The sequence below is a fragment of the Streptomyces sp. NPDC020996 genome (assembly GCF_040641355.1).
Lineage (GTDB): Bacteria > Actinomycetota > Actinomycetes > Streptomycetales > Streptomycetaceae > Streptomyces.
This window is the reverse complement of the sequence record NZ_JBFADM010000007.1, coordinates 69,193-90,240: the sequence shown is the minus strand read 5'-3', so window position 1 is coordinate 90,240 and position 21,048 is coordinate 69,193. Positions and strand designations below refer to the sequence as shown.

The 21,048-nt window shown below is 72.5% G+C and carries 17 protein-coding genes and 2 tRNA genes; 4 read left to right on the top strand and 15 right to left on the bottom strand.

Translation table 11 applies throughout. From position 1 onward, the window contains the following. Window positions 1-213: 213 nt before the first annotated feature. The gene (gene lepA, locus AB0G63_RS07870; protein WP_360745950.1) at window positions 214-2,082 is read right to left on the bottom strand and encodes a translation elongation factor 4; all 1,869 of its coding nucleotides are present in this window, start codon (window positions 2,080-2,082) and stop codon (window positions 214-216) included. Window positions 2,083-2,302: 220 nt separating this feature from the next. Between lepA and rpsT the strand changes: the two genes are divergently transcribed. Then, entirely contained in the window at window positions 2,303-2,569 is a 267-nt protein-coding gene (rpsT, locus tag AB0G63_RS07865) for a 30S ribosomal protein S20 (protein ID WP_086168781.1), read from the top strand. A gap of 205 nt (window positions 2,570-2,774) precedes the next feature. Here rpsT and holA read toward each other — a convergent pair whose 3' ends face one another. The 7 genes from holA to leuS all read right to left on the bottom strand — a co-directional run bounded on the left by holA (window position 2,775) and on the right by leuS (window position 12,929). Beyond that, window positions 2,775-3,758, bottom strand: a complete 984-nt coding sequence (holA, locus tag AB0G63_RS07860) for a DNA polymerase III subunit delta (RefSeq protein WP_360745946.1) — start codon at window positions 3,756-3,758, stop codon at window positions 2,775-2,777. Window positions 3,759-3,999: 241 nt separating this feature from the next. Then, window positions 4,000-4,245 carry a hypothetical protein gene (locus AB0G63_RS07855; RefSeq protein ID WP_360745943.1) on the bottom strand — a complete coding sequence of 82 codons (246 nt, stop codon included), beginning with the start codon at window positions 4,243-4,245 and terminating at the stop codon, window positions 4,000-4,002. 79 nt (window positions 4,246-4,324) lie between these two features. Continuing rightward, window positions 4,325-6,940: a ComEC/Rec2 family competence protein gene (locus AB0G63_RS07850; RefSeq protein WP_360745940.1), complete on the bottom strand. Its 2,616-nt coding sequence runs from the start codon at window positions 6,938-6,940 to the stop codon at window positions 4,325-4,327. Continuing rightward, window positions 6,937-8,037: a ComEA family DNA-binding protein gene (locus AB0G63_RS07845; protein WP_360745937.1), complete on the bottom strand. Its 1,101-nt coding sequence runs from the start codon at window positions 8,035-8,037 to the stop codon at window positions 6,937-6,939. Before AB0G63_RS07845 ends, AB0G63_RS07850 begins: the two co-directional genes overlap by 4 nt. Window positions 8,038-8,180: 143 nt before the next feature. Continuing rightward, window positions 8,181-9,026, bottom strand: coding sequence for a DegV family protein (locus tag AB0G63_RS07840; RefSeq protein ID WP_351886939.1), 846 nt, complete (start codon window positions 9,024-9,026; stop codon window positions 8,181-8,183). Between the two features lie 72 nt (window positions 9,027-9,098). Further along, window positions 9,099-9,839 (bottom strand): hypothetical protein, encoded by a 741-nt coding sequence (locus AB0G63_RS07835; RefSeq protein ID WP_360745933.1) that lies wholly within the window; start codon window positions 9,837-9,839, stop codon window positions 9,099-9,101. Window positions 9,840-10,040: 201 nt separating this feature from the next. Further along, complete coding sequence (gene leuS / locus AB0G63_RS07830; RefSeq protein WP_360745930.1) at window positions 10,041-12,929, bottom strand: leucine--tRNA ligase; 2,889 nt, start codon at window positions 12,927-12,929, stop codon at window positions 10,041-10,043. 408 nt (window positions 12,930-13,337) lie between these two features. Here leuS and AB0G63_RS07825 point away from each other — a divergent pair, with 408 nt between their 5' ends. Beyond that, a complete protein-coding gene (locus AB0G63_RS07825; RefSeq protein WP_360745927.1) occupies window positions 13,338-14,672 on the top strand; it encodes a cytochrome b/b6 domain-containing protein in 1,335 nt (444 codons plus the stop codon). Next, window positions 14,669-16,282 carry an NADH-ubiquinone oxidoreductase-F iron-sulfur binding region domain-containing protein gene (locus AB0G63_RS07820; RefSeq protein WP_360745924.1) on the top strand — a complete coding sequence of 538 codons (1,614 nt, stop codon included), beginning with the start codon at window positions 14,669-14,671 and terminating at the stop codon, window positions 16,280-16,282. Before AB0G63_RS07825 ends, AB0G63_RS07820 begins: the two co-directional genes overlap by 4 nt. 180 nt (window positions 16,283-16,462) lie before the next feature. On the opposite strand, the gene AB0G63_RS07815 is transcribed toward AB0G63_RS07820, so the two are convergent. The 4 genes from AB0G63_RS07815 to AB0G63_RS07800 all read right to left on the bottom strand — a co-directional run bounded on the left by AB0G63_RS07815 (window position 16,463) and on the right by AB0G63_RS07800 (window position 18,482). Then, a tRNA-Ala gene (locus tag AB0G63_RS07815) sits at window positions 16,463-16,535 on the bottom strand. Window positions 16,536-16,643: 108 nt separating this feature from the next. After that, window positions 16,644-16,877: a hypothetical protein gene (locus tag AB0G63_RS07810; RefSeq protein WP_003976229.1), complete on the bottom strand. Its 234-nt coding sequence runs from the start codon at window positions 16,875-16,877 to the stop codon at window positions 16,644-16,646. A 3-nt stretch (window positions 16,878-16,880) separates the two neighbouring features. Then, window positions 16,881-17,054, bottom strand: coding sequence for a hypothetical protein (locus tag AB0G63_RS07805; RefSeq protein WP_107057459.1), 174 nt, complete (start codon window positions 17,052-17,054; stop codon window positions 16,881-16,883). Between the two features lie 69 nt (window positions 17,055-17,123). Next, window positions 17,124-18,482, bottom strand: coding sequence for an MFS transporter (locus AB0G63_RS07800; protein ID WP_360746170.1), 1,359 nt, complete (start codon window positions 18,480-18,482; stop codon window positions 17,124-17,126). A 237-nt stretch (window positions 18,483-18,719) separates the two neighbouring features. Between AB0G63_RS07800 and AB0G63_RS07795 the strand changes: the two genes are divergently transcribed. Next, window positions 18,720-19,640 carry a helix-turn-helix transcriptional regulator gene (locus AB0G63_RS07795; protein ID WP_360745920.1) on the top strand — a complete coding sequence of 307 codons (921 nt, stop codon included), beginning with the start codon at window positions 18,720-18,722 and terminating at the stop codon, window positions 19,638-19,640. Between the two features lie 84 nt (window positions 19,641-19,724). Here AB0G63_RS07795 and AB0G63_RS07790 read toward each other — a convergent pair. From AB0G63_RS07790 to rsfS, 3 genes are all read right to left on the bottom strand, one after another. Further along, window positions 19,725-19,797, bottom strand: a tRNA-Ala gene (locus tag AB0G63_RS07790). 116 nt (window positions 19,798-19,913) lie between these two features. Continuing rightward, complete coding sequence (locus AB0G63_RS07785; RefSeq protein WP_360745917.1) at window positions 19,914-20,582, bottom strand: histidine phosphatase family protein; 669 nt, start codon at window positions 20,580-20,582, stop codon at window positions 19,914-19,916. Next, window positions 20,582-21,025: a ribosome silencing factor gene (rsfS, locus tag AB0G63_RS07780; protein ID WP_360745914.1), complete on the bottom strand. Its 444-nt coding sequence runs from the start codon at window positions 21,023-21,025 to the stop codon at window positions 20,582-20,584. Before rsfS ends, AB0G63_RS07785 begins: the two co-directional genes overlap by 1 nt. Window positions 21,026-21,048: the final 23 nt, after the last annotated feature.

Below are 21,048 nucleotides of genomic sequence, written 5' to 3'. Positions count from 1 at the left end.
GTACGGCTGGTTCTTACCCGCGACGCGTTGTTTAACTCACGAGTAACTATTGAGCAGGGATCAGAGTACGGCCCGACCGCCCGGTTCGTAAGGGGCGGCGGACTGTCACTTCGTACGGAGAGCGACGCCACGCACGCGCGGGGGCCCGCCGCGCTTTCGTGCGGCGGACCCCCGTTGCGCCCGGTTTGCCGTGTCGGCGGCGGCGGGCGGCGGTTACTTCTTGCCCTTGGCCGGCCCCGCGCTGTCATCGCTGCTCAGCACGGCGATGAAGGCCTCCTGCGGAACTTCCACCGAACCGACCATCTTCATCCGCTTCTTGCCCTCCTTCTGCTTCTCCAGCAGCTTGCGCTTGCGGGAGATGTCGCCGCCGTAGCACTTGGCGAGGACGTCCTTGCGGATGGCGCGGATGGTCTCGCGGGCGATGACCCGCGAACCGATGGCGGCCTGCACCGGCACCTCGAAGTTCTGCCGCGGGATGAGCTCCTTGAGCTTGGCGACGAGCCGGACGCCGTACGCGTACGCCTGGTCCTTGTGGGTGATCGCGGAGAAGGCGTCCACCTTGTCGCCGTGCAGCAGGATGTCGACCTTGACGAGCGAGCTGGACTGCTCGCCGGTGGGCTCGTAGTCCAGCGAGGCGTAACCGCGCGTCTTGGACTTCAGCTGGTCGAAGAAGTCGAAGACGATCTCGGCGAGCGGGAGGGTGTAGCGGATCTCGACGCGGTCCTCGGAGAGGTAGTCCATGCCGAGCAGGGTGCCGCGCCGGGTCTGGCACAGCTCCATGATCGCGCCGATGAACTCGGTCGGCGCGAGGATCGTCGCCCGCACGACGGGCTCGAACACCTCGTCGATCTTGCCCTCGGGGAACTCGCTCGGGTTGGTGACGACCGCCTCGGTGCCGTCCTCCATGATCACGCGGTAGACCACGTTGGGCGCGGTGGCGATCAGGTCGAGACCGAACTCGCGCTCCAGGCGCTCCCGGATGACGTCGAGGTGCAGCAGACCCAGGAAGCCGACGCGGAAGCCGAAGCCGAGGGCGGCGGAGGTCTCCGGCTCGTAGACCAGCGCGGCGTCGTTGAGCTGGAGCTTGTCCAGCGCCTCGCGCAGCTCGGGGTAGTCGGAGCCGTCCAGCGGATACAGGCCGGAGAAGACCATCGGCTTGGGGTCCTTGTAACCGCCGAGCGCCTCCGTGGCCCCCTTGTGCTGGCTGGTGACGGTGTCGCCGACCTTGGACTGGCGGACGTCCTTCACACCGGTGATCAGGTAGCCCACCTCGCCGACGCCGAGGCCGTCGGCGGGCAGCATCTCCGGCGAGTTGGTGCCGATCTCCAGCAGCTCGTGGGTGGCGCCGGTCGACATCATCCGGATGCGCTCGCGCTTGTTGAGCTGGCCGTCGATGACACGGACGTACGTCACGACGCCGCGGTAGGAGTCGTACACGGAGTCGAAGATCATGGCGCGGGCGGGGGCGTCCGCGACGCCGACCGGGGCCGGGATCTCGGCGACGACCTTGTCGAGCAGCGCCTCGACGCCCAGACCGGTCTTGGCGGAGACCTTCAGCACGTCACCGGGCTCGCAGCCGACGAGGTTGGCGAGCTCCTCGGCGAACTTCTCCGGCTGCGCGGCCGGCAGGTCGATCTTGTTGAGCACCGGGATGATCGTGAGGTCGTTCTCCATCGCCAGGTAGAGGTTGGCGAGGGTCTGCGCCTCGATGCCCTGGGCGGCGTCGACGAGGAGGATGGTCCCCTCGCAGGCGGCGAGCGACCGCGAGACCTCGTACGTGAAGTCGACGTGCCCCGGGGTGTCGATCATGTTGAGGATGTGCGTGTTGCCCGGGTCGTCGGTGGGAGCCCAGGGCAGGCGCACGGCCTGGGACTTGATCGTGATGCCGCGCTCGCGCTCGATGTCCATGCGGTCGAGGTACTGGGCGCGCATCTGCCGCTGCTCGACGACGCCGGTCAGCTGGAGCATCCGGTCGGCGAGCGTGGACTTGCCGTGGTCGATGTGCGCGATGATGCAGAAATTGCGGATCAGAGCCGGGGCGGTACGGCTCGGCTCGGGCACATTGTTAGGGGTCGCGGGCACGCAGGGTCCTGTCTCTTGAGGCGCCTTATGCCTCGGGTCGGATCGATACGTAGCCTCCATGGTCCCACGCGCGCGGACCGGCGACCGGTTTGGGCCACTCGGGCGGCCGCTGGTAGCCTGGGTGGCTGTGTCTCATGCCCTCTCAGCGCGAGGCACTCTCAAGAAATCACCTGGCACGGGACCCCTGCGGCCCCGTGCCTGAACCTGAAAAGGCTCATTCGTGGCGAACATCAAGTCCCAGATCAAGCGGATCAAGACCAACGAGAAGGCCCGGCTGCGCAACAAGGCCGTCAAGTCCTCCCTGAAGACCGCGATCCGCAAGGCCCGCGAGGCCGCTGCCGCGGGTGACGTCGAGAAGGCCACCGAGTACCAGCGCGCTGCCGCGCGTCAGCTCGACAAGGCCGTCTCGAAGGGCGTCATCCACAAGAACCAGGCCGCCAACAAGAAGTCGGCGCTGGCTGCCAAGGTCGCGTCCCTCAAGGGCTGACACCAGCTCTTGATCTGACCGCCGGAGGGAATCGAGCGGGCCCTCTCTCATCCGCTCCCGTCCGGCATCCCGAGTCCGTACGCGGCCTGCGTTCGCCACGCGGGTACGGACTCACCGGCTTCACCGAAGGCCCCGTCTCCTCTCCCCCTCCCCAGGGGCAGGGAGGCGGGGCTTCGTCCTTTCCCGGGGGGCGGGGCTGGGGCTCCTACCGTCGGCTGCGCGCGGCGCGGGCGATGGTGACCACCGCCTTCTCCAGGGCGTAGCCGGGGTCGTCCCCGCCGCCCTTGACCCCGGCGTCGGCGTCGGCGACCGCGCGCAGGGCGACCGCGACCCCGTCCGGGGTCCAGCCCCGCATCTGCTGGCGCACCCGGTCGATCTTCCACGGCGGCATGCCCAGCTCCCGCGCCAGATCGGCGGGCCGTCCCCCGCGGGCGGAGGACAGCTTGCCGATCGCCCGCACGCCCTGCGCGAGGGCGCTGGTGATCATCACCGGCGCGACGCCCGTCGCCAGCGCCCAGCGCAGCGCCTCCAGGGCCTCGGCCGCCCGCCCTTCCACGGCGCGGTCGGCGACCGTGAAGCTCGACGCCTCGGCCCGCCCGGTGTAGTACCGCCCGACGACCGCCTCGTCGATGGTCCCCTCGACGTCGGCGACCAGCTGGGAGACCGCGGACGCCAGCTCGCGCAGGTCGCTTCCGATCGCGTCGACGAGCGCCTGGCACGCCTCGGGGGTGGCGGACCTGCCGGTCGCCCGGAACTCCCCCCGCACGAAGGCCAGCCGGTCGGCCGGCTTCGTCATCTTCGGGCACGCCACCTCCCGCGCGCCCGCCTTGCGGGCCGCGTCGAGCAGGCCCTTGCCCTTGGCGCCGCCCGCGTGCAGCAGCACGAGGGTGATCTCCTCGGCGGGCGCGCCGAGGTACCCCTTCACGTCCTTGACCGTGTCGGCGGACAGGTCCTGCGCGTTGCGCACGACCACGACCTTGCGCTCCGCGAAGAGCGAGGGGCTGGTCAGCTCGGCGAGTGTGCCGGGCTGCAGCTGGTCCGAGGTGAGGTCCCGTACGTCCGTGTCGGCGTCGGCGGCCCGGGCTGCGGCCACCACCTCCTGCACGGCACGGTCGAGCAGCAGGTCCTCCTGGCCCACGGCAAGGGTCACCGGGGCGAGAGGGTCGTCGTTCGCAGTCTTCCTGGCCATCGCGACAAGCATGGCATGCGGCACCGACATCGAGGTCGGGGCACTGTGTCGCTGCCCGCACCGCCCTGCGGCCCGTGTCGGCCCCAGGGCCCGCGTCCGCCCCACTGCCCACGTCCGCCTCGCAGCCCGCACCGCCCCGCGGCCCATGTCGGCCCCAGGGCCCGCGTCCGCCTCGCAGCCCACGTCGTCGCCATGGCCCGTGTCCGCGCCATGGCCCATCTCCGCGCCATGGCCCGGCGGCCTACGGCTCCTCGCGCCAGCCGTCCCACTCCCCGGCGAACGCGTCCAGCTCCGCCGCGTCCAGCCGCGACTCCGCGTCTCGCAGAACGACGAGCCACTGCGCGTCCTCGGCATCGTCCTCGCCGGCCAGGGCGTCCCGCACCAGTTCCGGCTCCTCGTCGGTCCCGAACCGCTCCCCCAACGCCCGGGCCGCCTCCTGCGCGGCGTCACGGTCGGGCAGCACCAGCACATGTCTCACGTCGCTCACGAGCCCATTCTCCGCCACCCCGCCGGGCTCACGGTCGAGACGTGGCAAGACTCGGCACAGGGACGAGAACGACATGCCGTCAGTATTCCGCCACCCGCAGGCCCGTGCCGGTCCCGGCCACCGCGAGCGCCCCGTCCCGGTCCGTCCGTACCACCACCGCGCCCCCGGCCCGCAGCGCCGCCACCGTGCTGGGCGCCGGATGCCCGTACGGGTTGTCCGCGCCGCAGGAGATGAGCGCCAGCCGCGGCGCCACCCGGCGTATCAGCTCCGGGTCCTGGTACGCCGAACCGTGGTGCGCGACCTTCAGCACGTCCACACCGTCCAGCAGCGCACCCTCCGGCGACCTCGACAGCGCCTGCTGCGCCGGGGGTTCGAGGTCTCCGAGCAGCAGCAGACGCAACCCAGCCGAACGGACCAGCAGGGTGACGCTGGCGTCGTTCGGCCCGTCCGGGTCGGGCGTGGGGCCGACCGGGGGCCACAGCACCTGCCAGGACAGCGGGCCGGTGCGCCGCCGTTCCCCGGCGACGGCGCGGCTCAGCGGGATGCGCCCGGCGTCCGCCTCCTTCCGCACGAACTCCACCTGATCGGCGGGCTGTTCAAAGCCGGTCGTCTCGATCCCGCCCACCGACCGGCCACGCAACACGCCCGGCAGCCCGGCGACATGGTCCGCGTGAAAGTGGGTCAGCACCACCAACGGGATCCTCGTGATGCCGAGCGTGCGCAGGCAGCGGTCGACGAGCGTGGGGTCGGGCCCGGCGTCCACGACGACGCCGCTGCCCGCCCCCGACGCGAGCACCATCGCGTCCCCCTGCCCCACGTCGCACATCACCAGCCGCCATCCCGGCGGCGGCCAGCCCGTGATCACCCTGGTCAGCGGCGGCGGCTGCACCACCACCAGGGCGAGCAGCACCCCCAGGGCCCCGCACCACCACGGATGCCTCAGCAGCCGCCGGCCGAGGACCAGGACGCTCAGCGTGACCAGGCCGAGCAGCGCCGCACCGCCCCAGGTCCCCGGCCAGTCCACTCCCCCGCCGGGCAGCGCCGCCCCCGTGCGGGCCACGCCCGCGATCCACTCGGCGGGCCAACTCGCGCACCACGCGAGCGCCTTGGCGACGGGCAACGCCACCGGTGCCGTCGCCAGCGCGGCGAACCCCAGCACCGTGGCCGGCGCCACCGCGAGCTCCGCGATCAGGTTGCACGGCACCGCCACGAGGCTCACGCGCGCCGACAGCACGGCGACGACCGGTGCGCACAGGGCCTGCGCGGCGCCCGCCGCGGCCAGCGCCTCGGCCGCTCTGGGCGGGAGTCCGCGGCGCCGCAGCGCCTCGCTCCAGCGCGGCGCGAGGGTGAGCAGGGCTCCGGTGGCCAGCACGGAGAGCAGGAAGCCGTAACTGCGGGCCAGCCACGGGTCGTACAGCACCAGCAGGAGAACGGCCGTCGCCAGCGCGGGGATCAGGGATCTGCGGCGGCCGGTCGCCAGCGCGAGCAGCGCGACCGCTCCGCAGGCCGCCGCCCGCAGCACGCTCGGGTCCGGCCGGCACACGACGACGAATCCGAGCGTGAGCGCCCCGCCGAGCAGCGCGGTCGTCCGCAGGGGGATGCCGAGGCGGGGCGCGAGACCGCGCCGCTCCGCCAGCCGGGCCAGGCCGGGCGGCCCGACGAGCAGGGCGAGGATGATCGTGAGGTTGCTGCCGGACACGGCGAGCATGTGCGCCAGGTCGGTCTCCTTGAACGCCTCGTCGAGTTCCGGGGTGATCCGCGAGGTGTCCCCGACGACCAGTCCCGGCAGCAGCGCCCGGGCGTCCGCCGGCAGCGCGTCGGTCGCCTCGCGCAACCCGGCGCGCAGTCGTCCGGCGAACCGTTGCGCGCGCGACGGCTCCCCCACCACGTCCGGCGCGATCTGTCCCCGTAACCGCAGCACGCCCGCGACTCTGCCGCCGCCCGCCAGCGGGGGCACCACCCGCGCCGTGACACGGACACGGGTGGAGGGCAGCAGGCCCAGCCACGGCGACGCGCGAGCGGCGTCGGCCGCACCCGCGACGGCGGCTCCCCTGCTTCTGCTTCCCGCTCGGATGCCTCCCGTTCGGACATCGACGACGAGCAGCACCGGTGTCCGCGTCGTCATCGCCGTCCCGTCCGCCTCGGTCACCCGCCGCACGTCGGCCTCGATCAGGACGGCGGCCGGAGCGGCACGGTCCCCGGTGATCCGGGGCCGGGTGAGCCGCGGATCGGAGGCGACCTCCACCTCTGCGGTCACCGTGGCGTACTGCCGCGCCAGCGCGGGCACCGGCCCGCGCCGCAGATCGGCGCCGTGCAACCCGGCCGAGACGGCGGCCGCGGCGGCGCAGAGCAGAACGGCGGCGAGCGAGACGCGCGGCCAGGCACCACGCGAGGTCCGGGCACGTGCTCGTACAGCTGCCCGCATCGGCAGCAGCAGACCGGCCGCCACGAGGCACACGGCCACGACGCCGACGATCCACCCCCACCGGGCGTCCAGCGTCAGCGCGGCCGTGGCCCAGACCGCGACCGCGGGCGGTACGAGCCGCAGGTCCGCGGGCCCTTCCTGGCGCGGATGGGCGTCCCCGAGCCGTCGCCCGGAACCGGCGTGAACGGCTCGACGGGACACCGGACGCCGGCGGCTGTCCACCCCGGCGCCGGAAGCGTGCCCGGGCGGGATGTCGTGGGCGGGGCTCATGGCCGTACGAGGTTGCGCAGATCGGCGAAGCGTCGGTCGCCGATGCCGTTGACCTCGCGCAGTTCGTCGACCGAGCGGAAGCCGCCGTGCTGGGTGCGGTAGTCGACGATGTGCCGGGCCAGCACCGGTCCCACGCCCGGAAGGGCGTCGAGCTGGTCCGCCGTGGCCGTGTTGAGGGACACCGGCGCACCGGCCGCCCCCGTCCCCGCTGCCGGCCCCGCCGGCCCGGCCGGACCGCCGCCCGGCACCGGCGGGGGGACCGGCCCGCCGACGACGACCTGCTCGCCGTCCACCAGGAAGCGGGCCTGGTTGAGCCCTTCGGTCCTCGTGCCCGGGCGTACCCCGCCCGCCGCCCGCAGGGCGTCCACGACTCGTGCACCGGCGGGCAGTCGGTGGATTCCCGGGTCGCGCACCTTGCCGCTGACGTCCACCACGATCTCGGCGCCGGCAGACCCCCGGGCACTCGGCGCCGCCCCCGCCGGGCCACCGGACGCGCGTGCGCCTGCGGCGGCCCGTTCCCCGGCGGCAGCCACCGCCCGCACCACCTCGGGCGCCCGCACGGACTGTGTACGGCCGGCCCAGAAGTGCTGGACGGCGAACACGGCCGTGAGGACCAGCAACACCGCGAGCGCGAACACGCTGCGCCGCTCCAGCCCGCACCGCGTCTGCACCCACAGCGGCATCCGCTCCCGCAGCACCGCCCCGGCCCGCCCCCGCCAGTCCCCGCCCGCGTCCTCCGTGTCTGCTCGCGTCTCCACCTCCGCATCCGCTGCCGCGTCCGCATCCGCGGAGGCGACCGGTGTCGGCGGGCCCTCCCCAGGTGCCCCGGGTGACGCATCCGCAGACCTGCCGGTGCTCCCGGCATCCCCTCCCCGCCCCCGCGCACCCGGCGGTCCGGTCCCCGACTCCCCTGCGGCGCCGGCGCGTTCGGGAAAGAGCGCCCCGGCACGCCGGCGGAGTTCGTCCGCCGAGGCGCGCCGGTGCCGGGCGGCGCCGAGGCCGGGTGCTCGGCGATGGCGGACCCGGCTGTCGGAGGCAGGGCCCCGCCCCGGGCCACTGGTCGCGGTCGCTGTCCGTGAACGTGATCGAAGTGCCATGCGTCGAGGATCGGGCACCTCGCCCACCGCGCGATGATCTTGCCCGGAATCCGTGGACTACCGCCCGGTTGTGGACAACTCGGCCACCCACGTGGGTGAAAAGGAGCGGCAGCGGCGTCGGCGGAGGCGGTGACGCGGCCCCGTCACCGGGGCGAGACCACGGCCCCCAGCAGTCCGGGCCCCGTGTGCGCCCCGATCACCGCTCCGACCTCGCTCACATGCAGGTCGGCCAGGCCGGGCACCCGTGCCCGAAGACGGTCCGCCAGGGCCTCCGCCCGGTCGTGGGCGGCGAGGTGGTGGACGGCGATGTCGACCTCGGCGCCGGCGGCGCGGTCGGTCACGATCTCCTCCAGGCGGGCGATCGCCCTCGACGCCGTACGCACCTTCTCCAGCGGCTCGATACGGCCGTCCCGCAGCTGGAGCAGCGGTTTCACGGCGAGCGCGGAGCCGAGCAGGGCTCGGGCGGCGCCGATCCGTCCGCCGCGGCGCAGGTAGTCGAGGGTGTCGACGTAGAAGAAGGCGGACGTGCCGGAGGCCCGCTTCTCCGCGGCCGTGACCGCCTCGTCCACCGTGCCGCCTCCCTCCGCGGTCCTCGCCGCGGCGAGCGCGCAGAAGCCCAGCGCCATCGCGATCATGCCGGTGTCCACCACCCGCACCGGGACCGGCGCCTCGCGCGCTGCGAGGACGGCCGCGTCGTAGGTGCCGGACAGTTCGGCGGACAGGTGGAGGGAGACGATGCCGGTGGCCCCGGACTCGGCGACCTTGCGGTAGGTCTCGGCGAAGACCTGCGGGCTGGGCCTGGAGGTGGTGACGGGGCGTCGCTTCTGCAGTGCCTGGGCCAGGGAGCGGGTGGAGATCTCCGTGCCCTCCTCCAGCGCCCGGTCGCCCAGGACCACCGTCAGGGGGACCGCTGTGATGCCGTGGCGCTCCATCGTCCGCGGCGGCAGGTAGGCCGTTGAATCGGTGACGATCGCGACATGGCGGGACATGAGCTGGAGGTTACCTGGCGTGCTGCCCGGACGGCAGCACGACCCTTTTCACCTGGGCATACCTTGACCGGATCACGTCGTCGTCTCCGGGCGGGCCTTCTTCTGCCAGGGGTGGACGGGAGGCCGTACCGGAGGGGTTATGGCGGGCCGGGCCGGCTCCTGGGCCTGGCTTGGGGCGGGCGGCTCGGCGGAGGTCTGCCGGGCCGTCGGGCCGTCGGCGGCCGGGGTCCGGGGCCGCGAGTCGGGAGCGGAGGCGGGGGTGTGTTCCGGCTCGGTCCAGTGGCGCAGGGCGCCCGCCTCGACGTCGATCTGCGCGCTCAGCGCGTCCAGTTCGTCGTCGGCGAAGCGGCGGGCCCGGTCGCGGGCCGCCCAACGCAGCGAGTCCGCCGAGCCGATGACGCGTTCGGCACGCTCGCGCAGGGCGGGAAGTCGCTCGACGAGCCGCTTGCGGTCCGGCTCGGACTCCAGGCGCCTGAGTTCGTCGTCCAGCTCGTGCCCGTACGCGCTGAGACGCTCGAAGAGGCCCAGGGCCTCCTTGAGTGACGCGTCCTCGGGCACGCCCGCGTGCAGCGCGTCCCGGGTGGCGCGCATCGACGCCCGCAGCTTCAGCCGGAGTTGGGCCAGCTCGCCGGCCGGACCGGGCTGGGCGAAGGATTTGGCCCGCAGCGTGTGGTCCTCGACCGTGCGCCGGGCCTGGGTGAGGGTGCGGTCCACGCCCCGCTTGGCGGCGCCGACCGCCTTCACCGTGGCGTAGGCGCCGAGCACCACGAGGAGCACGAAAAGCAGGGCGAGGACTGCGATCACTGCTTCCACTGCGCTCCTCCTCCGGCGTCACGGCGCGCACCGCGCCGCTCTTCCACGGTAAACGCAACGGGCAGGCCCGGAGTTCCAGAAAAACCCCGAACCTGCCCGTAGGGGACCACCCGGATGAGGCGGTCGGCCGATCACCAGGCGAAGATCACGCGAGAAAGATCACGCGGGAGCGGTCATGCGGGAACGGTCACGCAGGGACCATCACGCGGGAACGATGTTCACCAGCTTCGGCGCCCGCACGATGACCTTGCGGATCCCGGCGCCGCCCAGCGCCGCGACGACCTTGTCGTCGGCCAGCGCGACCTTCTCCAGCTCCTCCTCGGAGATGGCCGGCGAGACCTCCAGCCGTGCCTTGACCTTGCCCTTGATCTGCACCACGCAGGTCACCGTCTCGTCGACGACGTACGCCGGGTCGGCCACCGGGAAGTCCTGGTGGACGACGGAGTCGGTGTGGCCCAGGCGGCGCCACAGCTCCTCGGCGATGTGCGGGGCCAGCGGGGCGACCATCAGCACCAGCGGCTCGGCGACCGAGCGCGGCACCGCTCCGCCCGCCTTGGTCAGGTGGTTGTTCAGCTCCGTGACCTTGGCGATGGCGGTGTTGAAGCGCAGGCCCTCCAGGTCCTGGCGCACGCCGTCGATCGCCTTGTGCAGGGCGCGCAGCGTCTCCTCGTCGGCCTCGGCGTCGACGACCGTCGTCTCGCCGGTGGTCTCGTCGACGATGTTGCGCCACAGCCGCTGCAGCAGCCGGAACTGGCCGACCACCGCGCGCGTGTCCCACGGCCGGGAGACGTCCAGCGGGCCCATCGCCATCTCGTACAGGCGCAGCGTGTCGGCGCCGTACTCGGCGCAGATCTCGTCCGGGGTGACCGCGTTCTTCAGGGACTTGCCCATCTTGCCCAGCAGCCGGGAGACCTTCTCGCCCTGGTAGTAGTACGCGCCGTCGCGCTCCTCCACCTCGGCCGCGGGCACCGCGATGCCGCGGCTGTCGCGGTATACGTAGGCCTGGATCATGCCCTGGTTGAACAGCTTGTGGAACGGCTCCGCGGAGGAGACGTGCCCCAGGTCGTACAGCACCTTGGACCAGAAGCGGGCGTACAGCAGGTGCAGCACGGCGTGCTCGGCGCCGCCGACGTACAGGTCGACGCCGCCGTGCGGCTGCCCGTCCCGCGGGCCCATCCAGTACCGCTCGATCTCGGGGTCGACCAGCCGGCGCTCGTTGTGCGGGTCCAGGTAGCGCAGCTCGTACCAGCAGGAGCCGGCCCAGTTGGGCATGGTGTTGGTCTCGCGGCGGTACTTGCGCGGGCCGCGCCCGTCGCCCAGGTCCAGGGTGACGTGGACCCATTCCTCGTTGCGCGACAGCGGGGTCTCGGGCTGGGTGTCGGCGTCGTCCGGGTCGAAGGTGCGCGGGCTGTAGTCCTCGACCTCGGGCAGCTCCAGCGGCAGCATCGACTCGGGCAGCGCGTGGGCGACGCCGTCCTCGTCGTAGACGATCGGGAAGGGCTCGCCCCAGTAGCGCTGGCGGCTGAACAGCCAGTCGCGCAGCCGGAAGTTGACGGTGCCCTCGCCGATGCCGCGGCGCTCCAGCCACTCGGTGATGCGGGCCTTGGCGTCGGCGACGCCCAGGCCGTCCAGGGAGATCTCGTCGTTGGACGAGTTGATGATCTTCGCGTCGTAGGAGGCGAAGGCGTCCTCCCACGTCGAGGTGTCGGTGCCGCGGCCGTCGGTCGGCTCGACGATGCAGTGGACCGGCAGTTCGAAGGCGCGCGCGAACTCGAAGTCGCGCTGGTCGCCCGCGGGCACGGCCATGATCGCGCCGGTGCCGTAGCCCATCAGGACGTAGTCGGCGATGAAGACGGGGATCCGCTCGCCGTTGACCGGGTTGGTCGCGTACGCGCCGATGAAGACACCGGTCTTGTCCTTGGCCTCGGCCTGCCGCTCCACGTCCGACTTGGACGCGGCCTGCGCGCGGTAGGCGGAGACGGCCTCGGCGGGCGTGGCGTGACCGCCCGTCCACACCTGGTGGGTGCCCTCCGGCCAGGCCTCCGGGGTGAACTTCTCCACCAGGGGGTGCTCGGGCGCCAGGACCATGTAGGTCGCGCCGAACAGGGTGTCGGGGCGGGTGGTGAAGACGGTGATCCGCTCGCCGTCCACGGGGAAGTCGACGCGGGCGCCCTCGGAGCGGCCGATCCAGTTGCGCTGCTGCAGCTTGATGGCCTCGGGCCAGTCCAGCTCCTCCAGGTCGTCCAGCAGCCGGTCGGCGTACGCGGTGATCCGCATGTTCCACTGGCGCAGCTTGGCCTTGAAGACCGGGAAGTTGCCGCGCTCGGAGCGGCCGTCGGCGGTGACCTCCTCGTTGGCCAGCACGGTGCCCAGGCCGGGGCACCAGTTGACCGGCGCGTCGGAGGCGTAGGCCAGCCGGAACCCGCCCAGGACGTCGGCGCGCTCGGCGGCGCTCAGTTCGTGCCACGCGCGCGTGTGGCCGGGCACGGTGCGCTCACCGGTCTCGAACTGGGCGATCAGCTCGGAGATCGGGCGGGCCTTGTCCGCCTCGTCGTCGTACCAGGAGTTGTAGATCTGCAGGAAGATCCACTGGGTCCACTTGTAGTAGTCCGGGTCGATCGTGGCGAACGAGCGGCGCTTGTCGTGGCCCAGGCCCAGCCGGCGCAGCTGGGCCTTCATGTTCTCGATGTTGGCCTCGGTGGACACGCGCGGGTGCGTGCCGGTCTGCACGGCGTACTGCTCGGCGGGCAGGCCGAAGGCGTCGAAGCCCAGGGTGTGCAGGACGTTGTGGCCGGTCATCCGCTGGAAGCGGGCGAAGACGTCGGTGGCGATGTAACCCAGCGGGTGGCCGACGTGCAGGCCGGCGCCGGACGGGTAGGGGAACATGTCCATGATGAACTTCTTGGGGCGGGCGACGACCTCGGGGTCGCCGGCCAGGTCGCCCTCGGGGTTCGGCGCCGCGTAGGTGCCCTCGGCGTCCCAGAAGTCCTGCCAGCGTGCCTCGATCTCCGCGGCCATGGCGGCCGTGTAGCGGTGTGGCGCGACCTCCGCTGACGTCGCAGCGGTGGCAGCGGGGTTCGTCTCGCTCATGATCCTCAAAGCTCCATCGATCGTCTCTGCCGGCGGCTGCGCTTCCCAGGAAACGAAAAATCCCCTCGCACAGGAGGGGACGCCGCGCCGATGCCGACCATCCGATTCGCCCGGCGGTCGGGACTGATCAGCGCGGCTCGCTAAGCAGAAGGCGTACGGCACGCATGGCGTTAGGGTACCGCAGCCCTTGAGCAGACTGCGACGCACATACGTATGCCTCCTTGGCCCCCGGTGCCGCCCGGCGCCGGAGCCAGAGGTTACTTCGCGTAACGACAACTACAGGACATCACAGCGACCGCCCACCGCCCGCACGACCACGCAATAGCCCAAACCTCGTACCCACCGGTATGGCGCCACTTAAAGTTCGGCAGCGGGACCGCTTTCCCGAAACTGCTCGGAGTTGCCCCCATGAACCCTCGTCGTAGCAACAGCTCGCTCCCCAAACCGGGCCGGTCGGCCTACGGGATGGCGACCGCTGTCGTACTGCTGCTCATACCCGTCGTCGTGCTGTTCGGAGGCGGCTGGCTCCAGGACTTCCTCAACTTCGGCGCGGGCGTCCTGTCCCTGGTGAGCCTCACCTGCTCGGTGATCTGGGGGCTGGTCGCCCAGGACCGGCTCGTCCTGAACATCCGCCAGCGCATCGTGGCGCAGGGCATCCACCGGGTGACCGCCGTCGCCTCCATCGCGTTCCTGCTCGTGCACATCACCATCAAGCTGGCGCTCGACCACACCCAGCTGATCGCCGCGCTGATCCCCTTCAGCCTCGGCGTCCAGGGCAGCGCCGGACTCATCGGCCTCGGCTCCCTGGCCGGCCTGCTCATGATCTTCGTGGGCGTCACCGGCGCCCTGCGCAACCAGTTCGCCTCCCCCGCGCCGGTGGCCGCACGCTGGCGCGCGATGCACATGCTGGCCTACCCCGCCTGGTGCGCGGCCCTGATCCACGGCCTGTTCGCGGGACGCCCGGCCAAGACGTTCTTCATGGTGTCCTACGAGCTGTGCCTGGTCGCGGTCGCCGCGGCGCTCGCCCTGCGCGCGGCCCCGCGCCCGTTCAAGCGCAGGGTCGCCGACCGGATCGCCGCCTTCCTGGGCACGGAGGAGCGCGCGGGCCGCGACGAACTGGACGCGAGCCGGGCCCGGATGGCCGAGGCGGCGTCCGCGCTGCCGGGCTACGGCAACGCGCGCGTGCCGAGGTCGTCGTCCCGCGCGGAGACGGCGGCGTCCGCCTCGGCCCCCCGGTACGAGACTCCCCAGTACGAGACTCCCCAGTACGAGGCCCCGGCCTCGCGCACCATGACCCCGGAGCCGGCGGACGGCTTCGCGGCCGCCTACCGCGCCGTCTCCACCCCGCGCGGGGCGCAGTCCTTCCCGGCCGACCAGACCGCCCGCATGGACCTGCCGACTGACATGCAGCCGACGCAGGCGATGCCGCGCGCGGACAGCGGCGGCAGCACCTCGGGCAGCTGGCCGGTCCCGTCGCCGCCGCCGGTCGGCGAGGCGCCGCCGTCGGCCTACGACCCGCTCCAGGACACCGGGTACAACATCCCCGCCTACGGCAGCGCGGGCGCGGCCGCCTACCAGGGCAGTGACATGTACGACACCGGTGAGACGAACACCCGCTACGGCACGTACAACCCCAACGACACGTACAACAGCGGTCCCGCGGGCGAACCGGCTCCCGGCGCGTCCTTCGACGCACCGGGTTCGGGCGAACCCTGGAACACGCCTTCCGGAGGCTATAGGTGAACGAGGCCCTGCCCGACGTCCCGGAAGTCCGCGTGGTCGGCCTTCCGCAGCTCACTTCGGGCTTCGACCTTGTCGAGCGGCTCGACCTGCCCATGCATCTGAAGGTGCACGGGCCGCTCGAACCCCTGGGCGGCGAGCAGCTCGCGCAGCTCTCCGAGAGCATCAATCTCAAGGGCCGCGGCGGCGCGGGCTTCCCCTTCCACAAGAAGCTGCGCTCGGTCGCCGAGTCGGCGATCAAGCGCGGCGTACGGCCGGTCGTGGTCGTCAACGGAAGCGAGGACGAACCGGCCTGCCGCAAGGACACGGTGCTCATCAACCGTGCCCCGCACCTCATCCTGGACGGCGCGCTGCTGTGCGCCGAGGCCCTGGGCGCCCGCACGCTGGTGGTGGGGGTCACCCGGGAGTCCACCCAGCGCTCCATGGAGGCCGCGCTCGCCGAACGCGGGCTGAGCAACAGCCGCCGTTCGGCGCTGCGCGCGTTCGTGCAGCGCAACCCCGTGCGGATGGTCACCGGCGCCGCCGCGTCGCTGATCCGCTCCATCGACGGCGGCCCGGCGATCCCGCCCGGCCGCAAGGTCAGCGCCTCGCAGAACGGCGTCGGCGGAGCGCCCACCCTGCTGTCGAACGCCGAGACGTTCGCGCAGCTCGCCATCGCCGCCCGCATCGGCCCGGAGCGCTACGGCAACACCGGCCTGTACGACGAGCCGGGCACCGTCATGCTGACGGTCTCCGGCGCCGTCGCCCGCCCGATGGTGATCGAGGTCCCCACGGGCGTTCCGCTGCGCTACGTGCTGCAGCTGGCCGGCGCGCCGCCGGTGCCGCAGGGCGTGCTGACCGGCGGCTACCACGGCAAGTGGATCGACGCGGCCACCGTCGACGAGGCGATCGTCTCCCGCAACTCCCTGGACGCGGTAGGCGGTTCGCTGGGCGCCGGGGCGATCCTGCCGATCAGCCAGGAGACCTGTCCGCTGGGCGAGTCGCTGCGTGTGGCGCAGTGGCTGGCGGAGGAGAGCGCGGGACAGTGCGGTCCCTGCTACCTCGGCCTGCCCGCGGCCGCGCGCGGTATGGAGGACATCATCAACGGCGGCGGCCCGGCCGCCCTGGAGGCGCTGAGGCAGGTCGCCAAGAACGTCAAGCGGCGCGGGGCCTGCTCGCACCCCGACGGCTCCGCGATGTTCCTGGAGTCGACCATCAAGGCGTTCACCGACGACCTCGCCGCGCACGTCCTCGGCAACGGCTGCGGACGGCCCGTGGAGGGCGTCCTGCCGCTGTTCGAGGGGGGCAGGGCTCCCACGGGCATCCCGGGCGGCGCGGAGCCCGAGGAGACCGGCCCGAGCCGTCAGAAGATCTACGTCGACTGGACGCTGTGCCGGGGGCACGGCCTGTGCGCGGACATCCTCCCGGAGGTGTTCGAGCTCGGCGCCGACGGCTTCCCCACCGTGGCGCAGGCGCAGGTGCCGCGCTACGCGGAGGCCAAGGCGCTGCGCGCGGTACGCCGCTGCCCCGCGCTCGCCCTGCGCATCGAGGAGGAGGCCCCGCGCGACCGGGCCCCCTCCCGCAACCTGCCGGTGCTCTCGCAGGGCCGGGGGCGGCGGGCGCTGGGCCGCTGAGACGGACCCGAACGGGACGGCGGGCCACCTCTGCTGGGGTCGGCCCGCCGTCCCGTCCCGTCTCGCTTCCCGCACGCACGGAGACGCACTGAGACGCACTGAGACGCACTGAGAAGACTGAAATGCGCTGAGACGCACCGAGGGCGGGCCATCCATCGGATGACCCGCCCTCGATCGCTGTGGAGCTAAGGAGAATTGAACTCCTGACCTCCTGCATGCCATGCAGGCGCTCTACCAACTGAGCTATAGCCCCTTGCCGGTGTCCCACCGGGTTTCCCCGGCGGCGACGCCAACATTACACGGTCGACCCCGGCCAACACCAAATCGTTTCCGTCGACGCCCCTTCGGACGCCCGCCGGGGTCAGGCGGTGACGAACGAGTAGAACCGTTTGAGGGTGCAGTGCTCCTCCAGGAGCCGGCCGTAGATCGGCTCGCCCTCGAGTTCGCGGTACGTCTCGATCGGGTCGCCTTTTATGATCAGCGCCCGCGCGCACTCCTCGCACCAGTACTGGTAGTCGGGGTTGACCGGCTCCATGTCGCGGACGATCGGCGTACCGCTGCCGCACCAGTCGCACTTCCGTCGGTGTGCACCCATCGCTCAGCTCCAGCTGTGGCCGCAGGCCGTGCACACGTAGGAGATCCCGCCGTTGTCGCCGAGGACCTGGGCGACGTGCACGGAACCGCAGGAAGGGCAGCTGAGCCGGGTGACCGTGTCCCGTGTCGACGCCGCTTCGAGAAGGTGGCCGACCTCCTCGAGGATGCTCGCAGGCATCACTGCTCCCTCCCGTCGGGTCGCGCCCCCTTCCGGCCGTTTGATTCTGCCACGGCCGGACCGATACGGTCAGCGACGCCTCAGTACCAGTCCGGACACGGCACCCGCCGCGGCCGTCCCGGCCAGTGCGAACATGCACGCCAGAAGCGCCTCCGCAGAGGTATACGCCGTGAGGGCCCCGAGTGACTCAAGCCGGTTCAGGAACAGTGTGCCGAACGCGGCGACTCCGGTCAGCTGCCCGAGCTGGGTGACCGTCGCCAGCAGACCGCTGGCGTCCGCCGCGTCCTCCTGCCGTACGGTCGCCAGCGCGCGGGTCAGGGTGGGGCTGAAGCCGAGCGCGAGTCCCAAGCCGACACCGGCGTACGCGACGTACAGCGGCGCGCCGCCCTCGTCGCCGCCCTTGAGCACCAGCCCCACGCCCGCCACGGACAGCGCCGTGACCAAGAACCCGGCGGGGATCAGCAGGCGCTGCCAGGTCGCCGGCCAGGACCGCCAGGTCAGCCCGACCAGCCCGAAGACCACCGCGGTCGGCGCGAAGGTGAGACCGGAGCGCAGGGCGCTGTAGCCGAGGCCGCCCTGGACGTGCAGGGTGACCGCGAACAGGAAGCCGCCGTTGACGGCCATCACGGCGAAGACGCGGAAGACCGCCAGGCTCATGCCGGGGTGGCGCAGCACCCGGGGCGCGATCAGCGGGGCGCCGCCGCGCCGGGCGAGCCGGGACTCGTAGCGGCAGAACGCGGCGAACAGGACGGCCGAGGCGGCCAGCGACAGCCAGGACCACAGCGGCCAGTCCTCCTCCTGGCCGAGCACCAGCGGCACCGTGAACAGCGACACGGCCGCGCCGAGCAGCACCAGGCCCGGCAGGTCCAGCCCGCGCGCCCGCTCGGCTCCCGTGCCGCGCGGCAGGACGCGCCGGCCGACGGCGAGCAGGACGAGGCCCACCGGCACGTTGACCAGGAACACCGGCCGCCAGCTGGTGCCGAACAGGTCGGCGCTGACCAGGATCCCGCCGACCACCTGCCCGGCGGCGGCGCCGACCGCGAGGACCGCCGAGTACGCGCCGAGTGCCCGGGCCCGGGCCTCGCCGGTGAAGGTCCGCTGGATGAGGCTGAGCACCTGCGGGATCATCAGCGCCGAGCCGGCTCCCTGCACCAGCCGGAAGACGATCAGTTCGGTGGATCCCTGGGCCAGCCCGCAGGCGAGCGAGGCGGCGGTGAAGAGGGCGAGCCCGGCGAGGTGCACCCGGCCGTGCCCGAGACGGTCGCCGAGCCGGGCGCCGGTGATCAGCAGGACCGAGTACGTGATGGCGTATCCGGCGATCACCAGTTGCAGGTCGGCTCCGGACGCCCGCAGTTCCGTGCCGATGGTGGGGGCCGCGACGTTCACGATGAACACGTCGAGCAGCGCCATGAACTGGGCCGCGAGCACCAGCGCGAGCACCGCCCGGGGCCGGTTGTCAGTGGCGGGGGCTTTACTGGATGCGGGACGGGGAGCCGGCCGCGTACCGGCGCTCGTCCCGGAGGTGGTCCTGGGAGTGGTCGTCATGCCGCTGAGCCTGGCGAGACTCCGGTACGGGTGCCGAGAGCCCGCCGATGCTGGTACTGACAGCACCTGGCAGGCGACGCGGCGGGCACCGACGATGGTCGTGACGAGGGGGGCGTGAGGATGGGGACGGCACAGCGACGGCGGCCCGAGCTGGCCGCGTTCCTGCGCAGCAGGCGGGCCCGGGTGACACCGGCGGACGTGGGGATGCCGCCGGGGCTGCGGCGCCGCACGCCGGGGCTGCGCCGCGAGGAGGTCGCCCAGCTCTCGGGCGTCGGCGTCACCTGGTACACGTGGCTGGAGCAGGGCCGGCCGATCAACGCCTCCGGGCAGGTCCTGGACGCCGTGGCGCGCACCCTGCGGCTGGACCCTCCGGAGCGCGAGCACCTCTACCACCTGGCGGAGGTGCCGTACCCGCCCGCGCCGGAGGAGCTGGCGCAGACGGTGGGACCGGAGATCCAGGGCATCATCGACGCCCTGGTCCCGCGCCCGGCGGTGGTCTACAACTCGCGGTACGACATCCTGGCCGCCAACTCCGTCTACCGGGACCTGTTCTATCCGGAGCCGACAGCGGCCGGCCATCCTCCCAACGCGCTGTGGAGGCTGTTCACGGCGGACGAGGAGAGCTGCCCGCTGCTGTACCGGGAGCGGGAGCTGCCGGTGATGGTGGCGACCCTGCGCGCCGCCTACGGGCTGCACGCCGGGGAGCCGGCCTGGGAGGACTTCATACGCGACCTGTCCGCGGCGAGCCCGCTGTTCGCCGGTCTGTGGGAGACCGGCGACGTGGCGCAGCCGGGACGGCGGGTGAAGGTCTTCCGGCACGCGGACGTGGGCGAGCTGCGGATGACGTCGGTGTCGCTGTCGGTCAACGGCATGCCGGAGTGCCGGATCGTCGTCTACACGCCGGACGACGAGGAGACGGCGCGGCGCACGGCGGTGCTGCTGGAGCGCAGGGAGGGCCTGTGGCCGCCCACGGCGACGGCCGCGGCGACGGCGCGGGCGCAGGCCCGGACGCAGGTGCCGGCGCAGGTGCGGGCGCAATGAAAAGATCCCGCCCCTCAGGGGCGGGATCTCATCGACGATCTTTGACAACTCGACAGTGTGTCGACCCGTGGAGCTGCCGATCCGTGGAGCTAAGGAGAATTGAACTCCTGACCTCCTGCATGCCATGCAGGCGCTCTACCAACTGAGCTATAGCCCCTTGCCGTTCTTCCCGCTCGGCGGGGCGAACAAGAAGAACTTTAGCCTGCGACCTGCCGGAAAGTGAAATCCGGGTCCGGGCCCGGGACGACGGCCCGGACGACGCCCGGCCGCGGCTCAGTCGTCGTCGCCGAGGACCGGCTCCGGCAGGGTGCCGGCGTTGTGCTCCAGCAGGCGCCAGCCGCGGGCTCCCTCGCCGAGCACGGACCAGCAGCAGTTGGACAGACCGCCGAGGCTCTCCCAGTGGCGGGCCTCCAGGCCCAGGAGGCGCCCGATGGTGGTGCGGATCGTGCCGCCGTGGCTGACCACGACGAGCGTGCCGTCGTCGGGGAGCTTCTCGGCGTGCCGCAGCACGACCGGGGCGGCGCGCTCGGCCACCTCGGTCTCCAGTTCGCCGCCGCCGCGGCGGACCGGCTCGCCGCGCTTCCACGCGCCGTACTCAGCGCCGTACCGCTCGAGGATCTCCTCGTGCGTCAGGCCCTGCCACTTGCCCGCGTAGGTCTCGCGCAGCCCCTCGTCGTGGGTGACCTCCAGGCCGGTGAGCGCGGCGAGCTCGCCGGCCGTCCGGGCGGCCCGCTGGAGGTCGGAGGCGACGATCGCGTCGGGCCTGAGGGAGACGAGCAGCCGGGCGGCGCGGCGGGCCTGGGCGACGCCGGTCTCGGTGAGCGGGACGTCCGTGGTGCCCTGGAACCGCCGCTCCACGTTCCATGAGGTCTGGCCGTGCCGCCACAGGATGAGGCGACGGCCCCGGCTCTTGTCGCCGGGCACCTCGTCGGTGGTGCTCATCACCACTCACCGCCCGGCTCCGCCGCCTCCTCGGCCGCCCTCAGCTTGGCGTGCTCCTCGGCCTTGCCGCGGGTGGCCTTGGCGTCCTCGGGCAGTTCGATCTCGGGGCAGTCCTTCCACAGCCGCTCCAGGGCGTAGAAGACGCGCTCCTCGCTGTGCTGCACGTGGACGACGATGTCGACGTAGTCGAGCAGGACCCAGCGGGCCTCGCGGTCGCCCTCGCGGCGCACCGGCTTGGCGCCGAGCTCCTTCAGGAGCCGCTCCTCGATCTCGTCGACGATCGACTTGACCTGGCGGTCGCTGGGGGCGGACGCCAGCAGGAAGGCGTCCGTGATCGACAGCACGTCGCTGACGTCGTAGGCGATGATGTCGTGCGCCAGCTTGTCGGCGGCCGCCTGCGCGGCGGTGTTGATGAGCTCCAGAGAGCGGTCAGTGGCGGTCACTACGTGGCTTTCGGTCGGCGGTC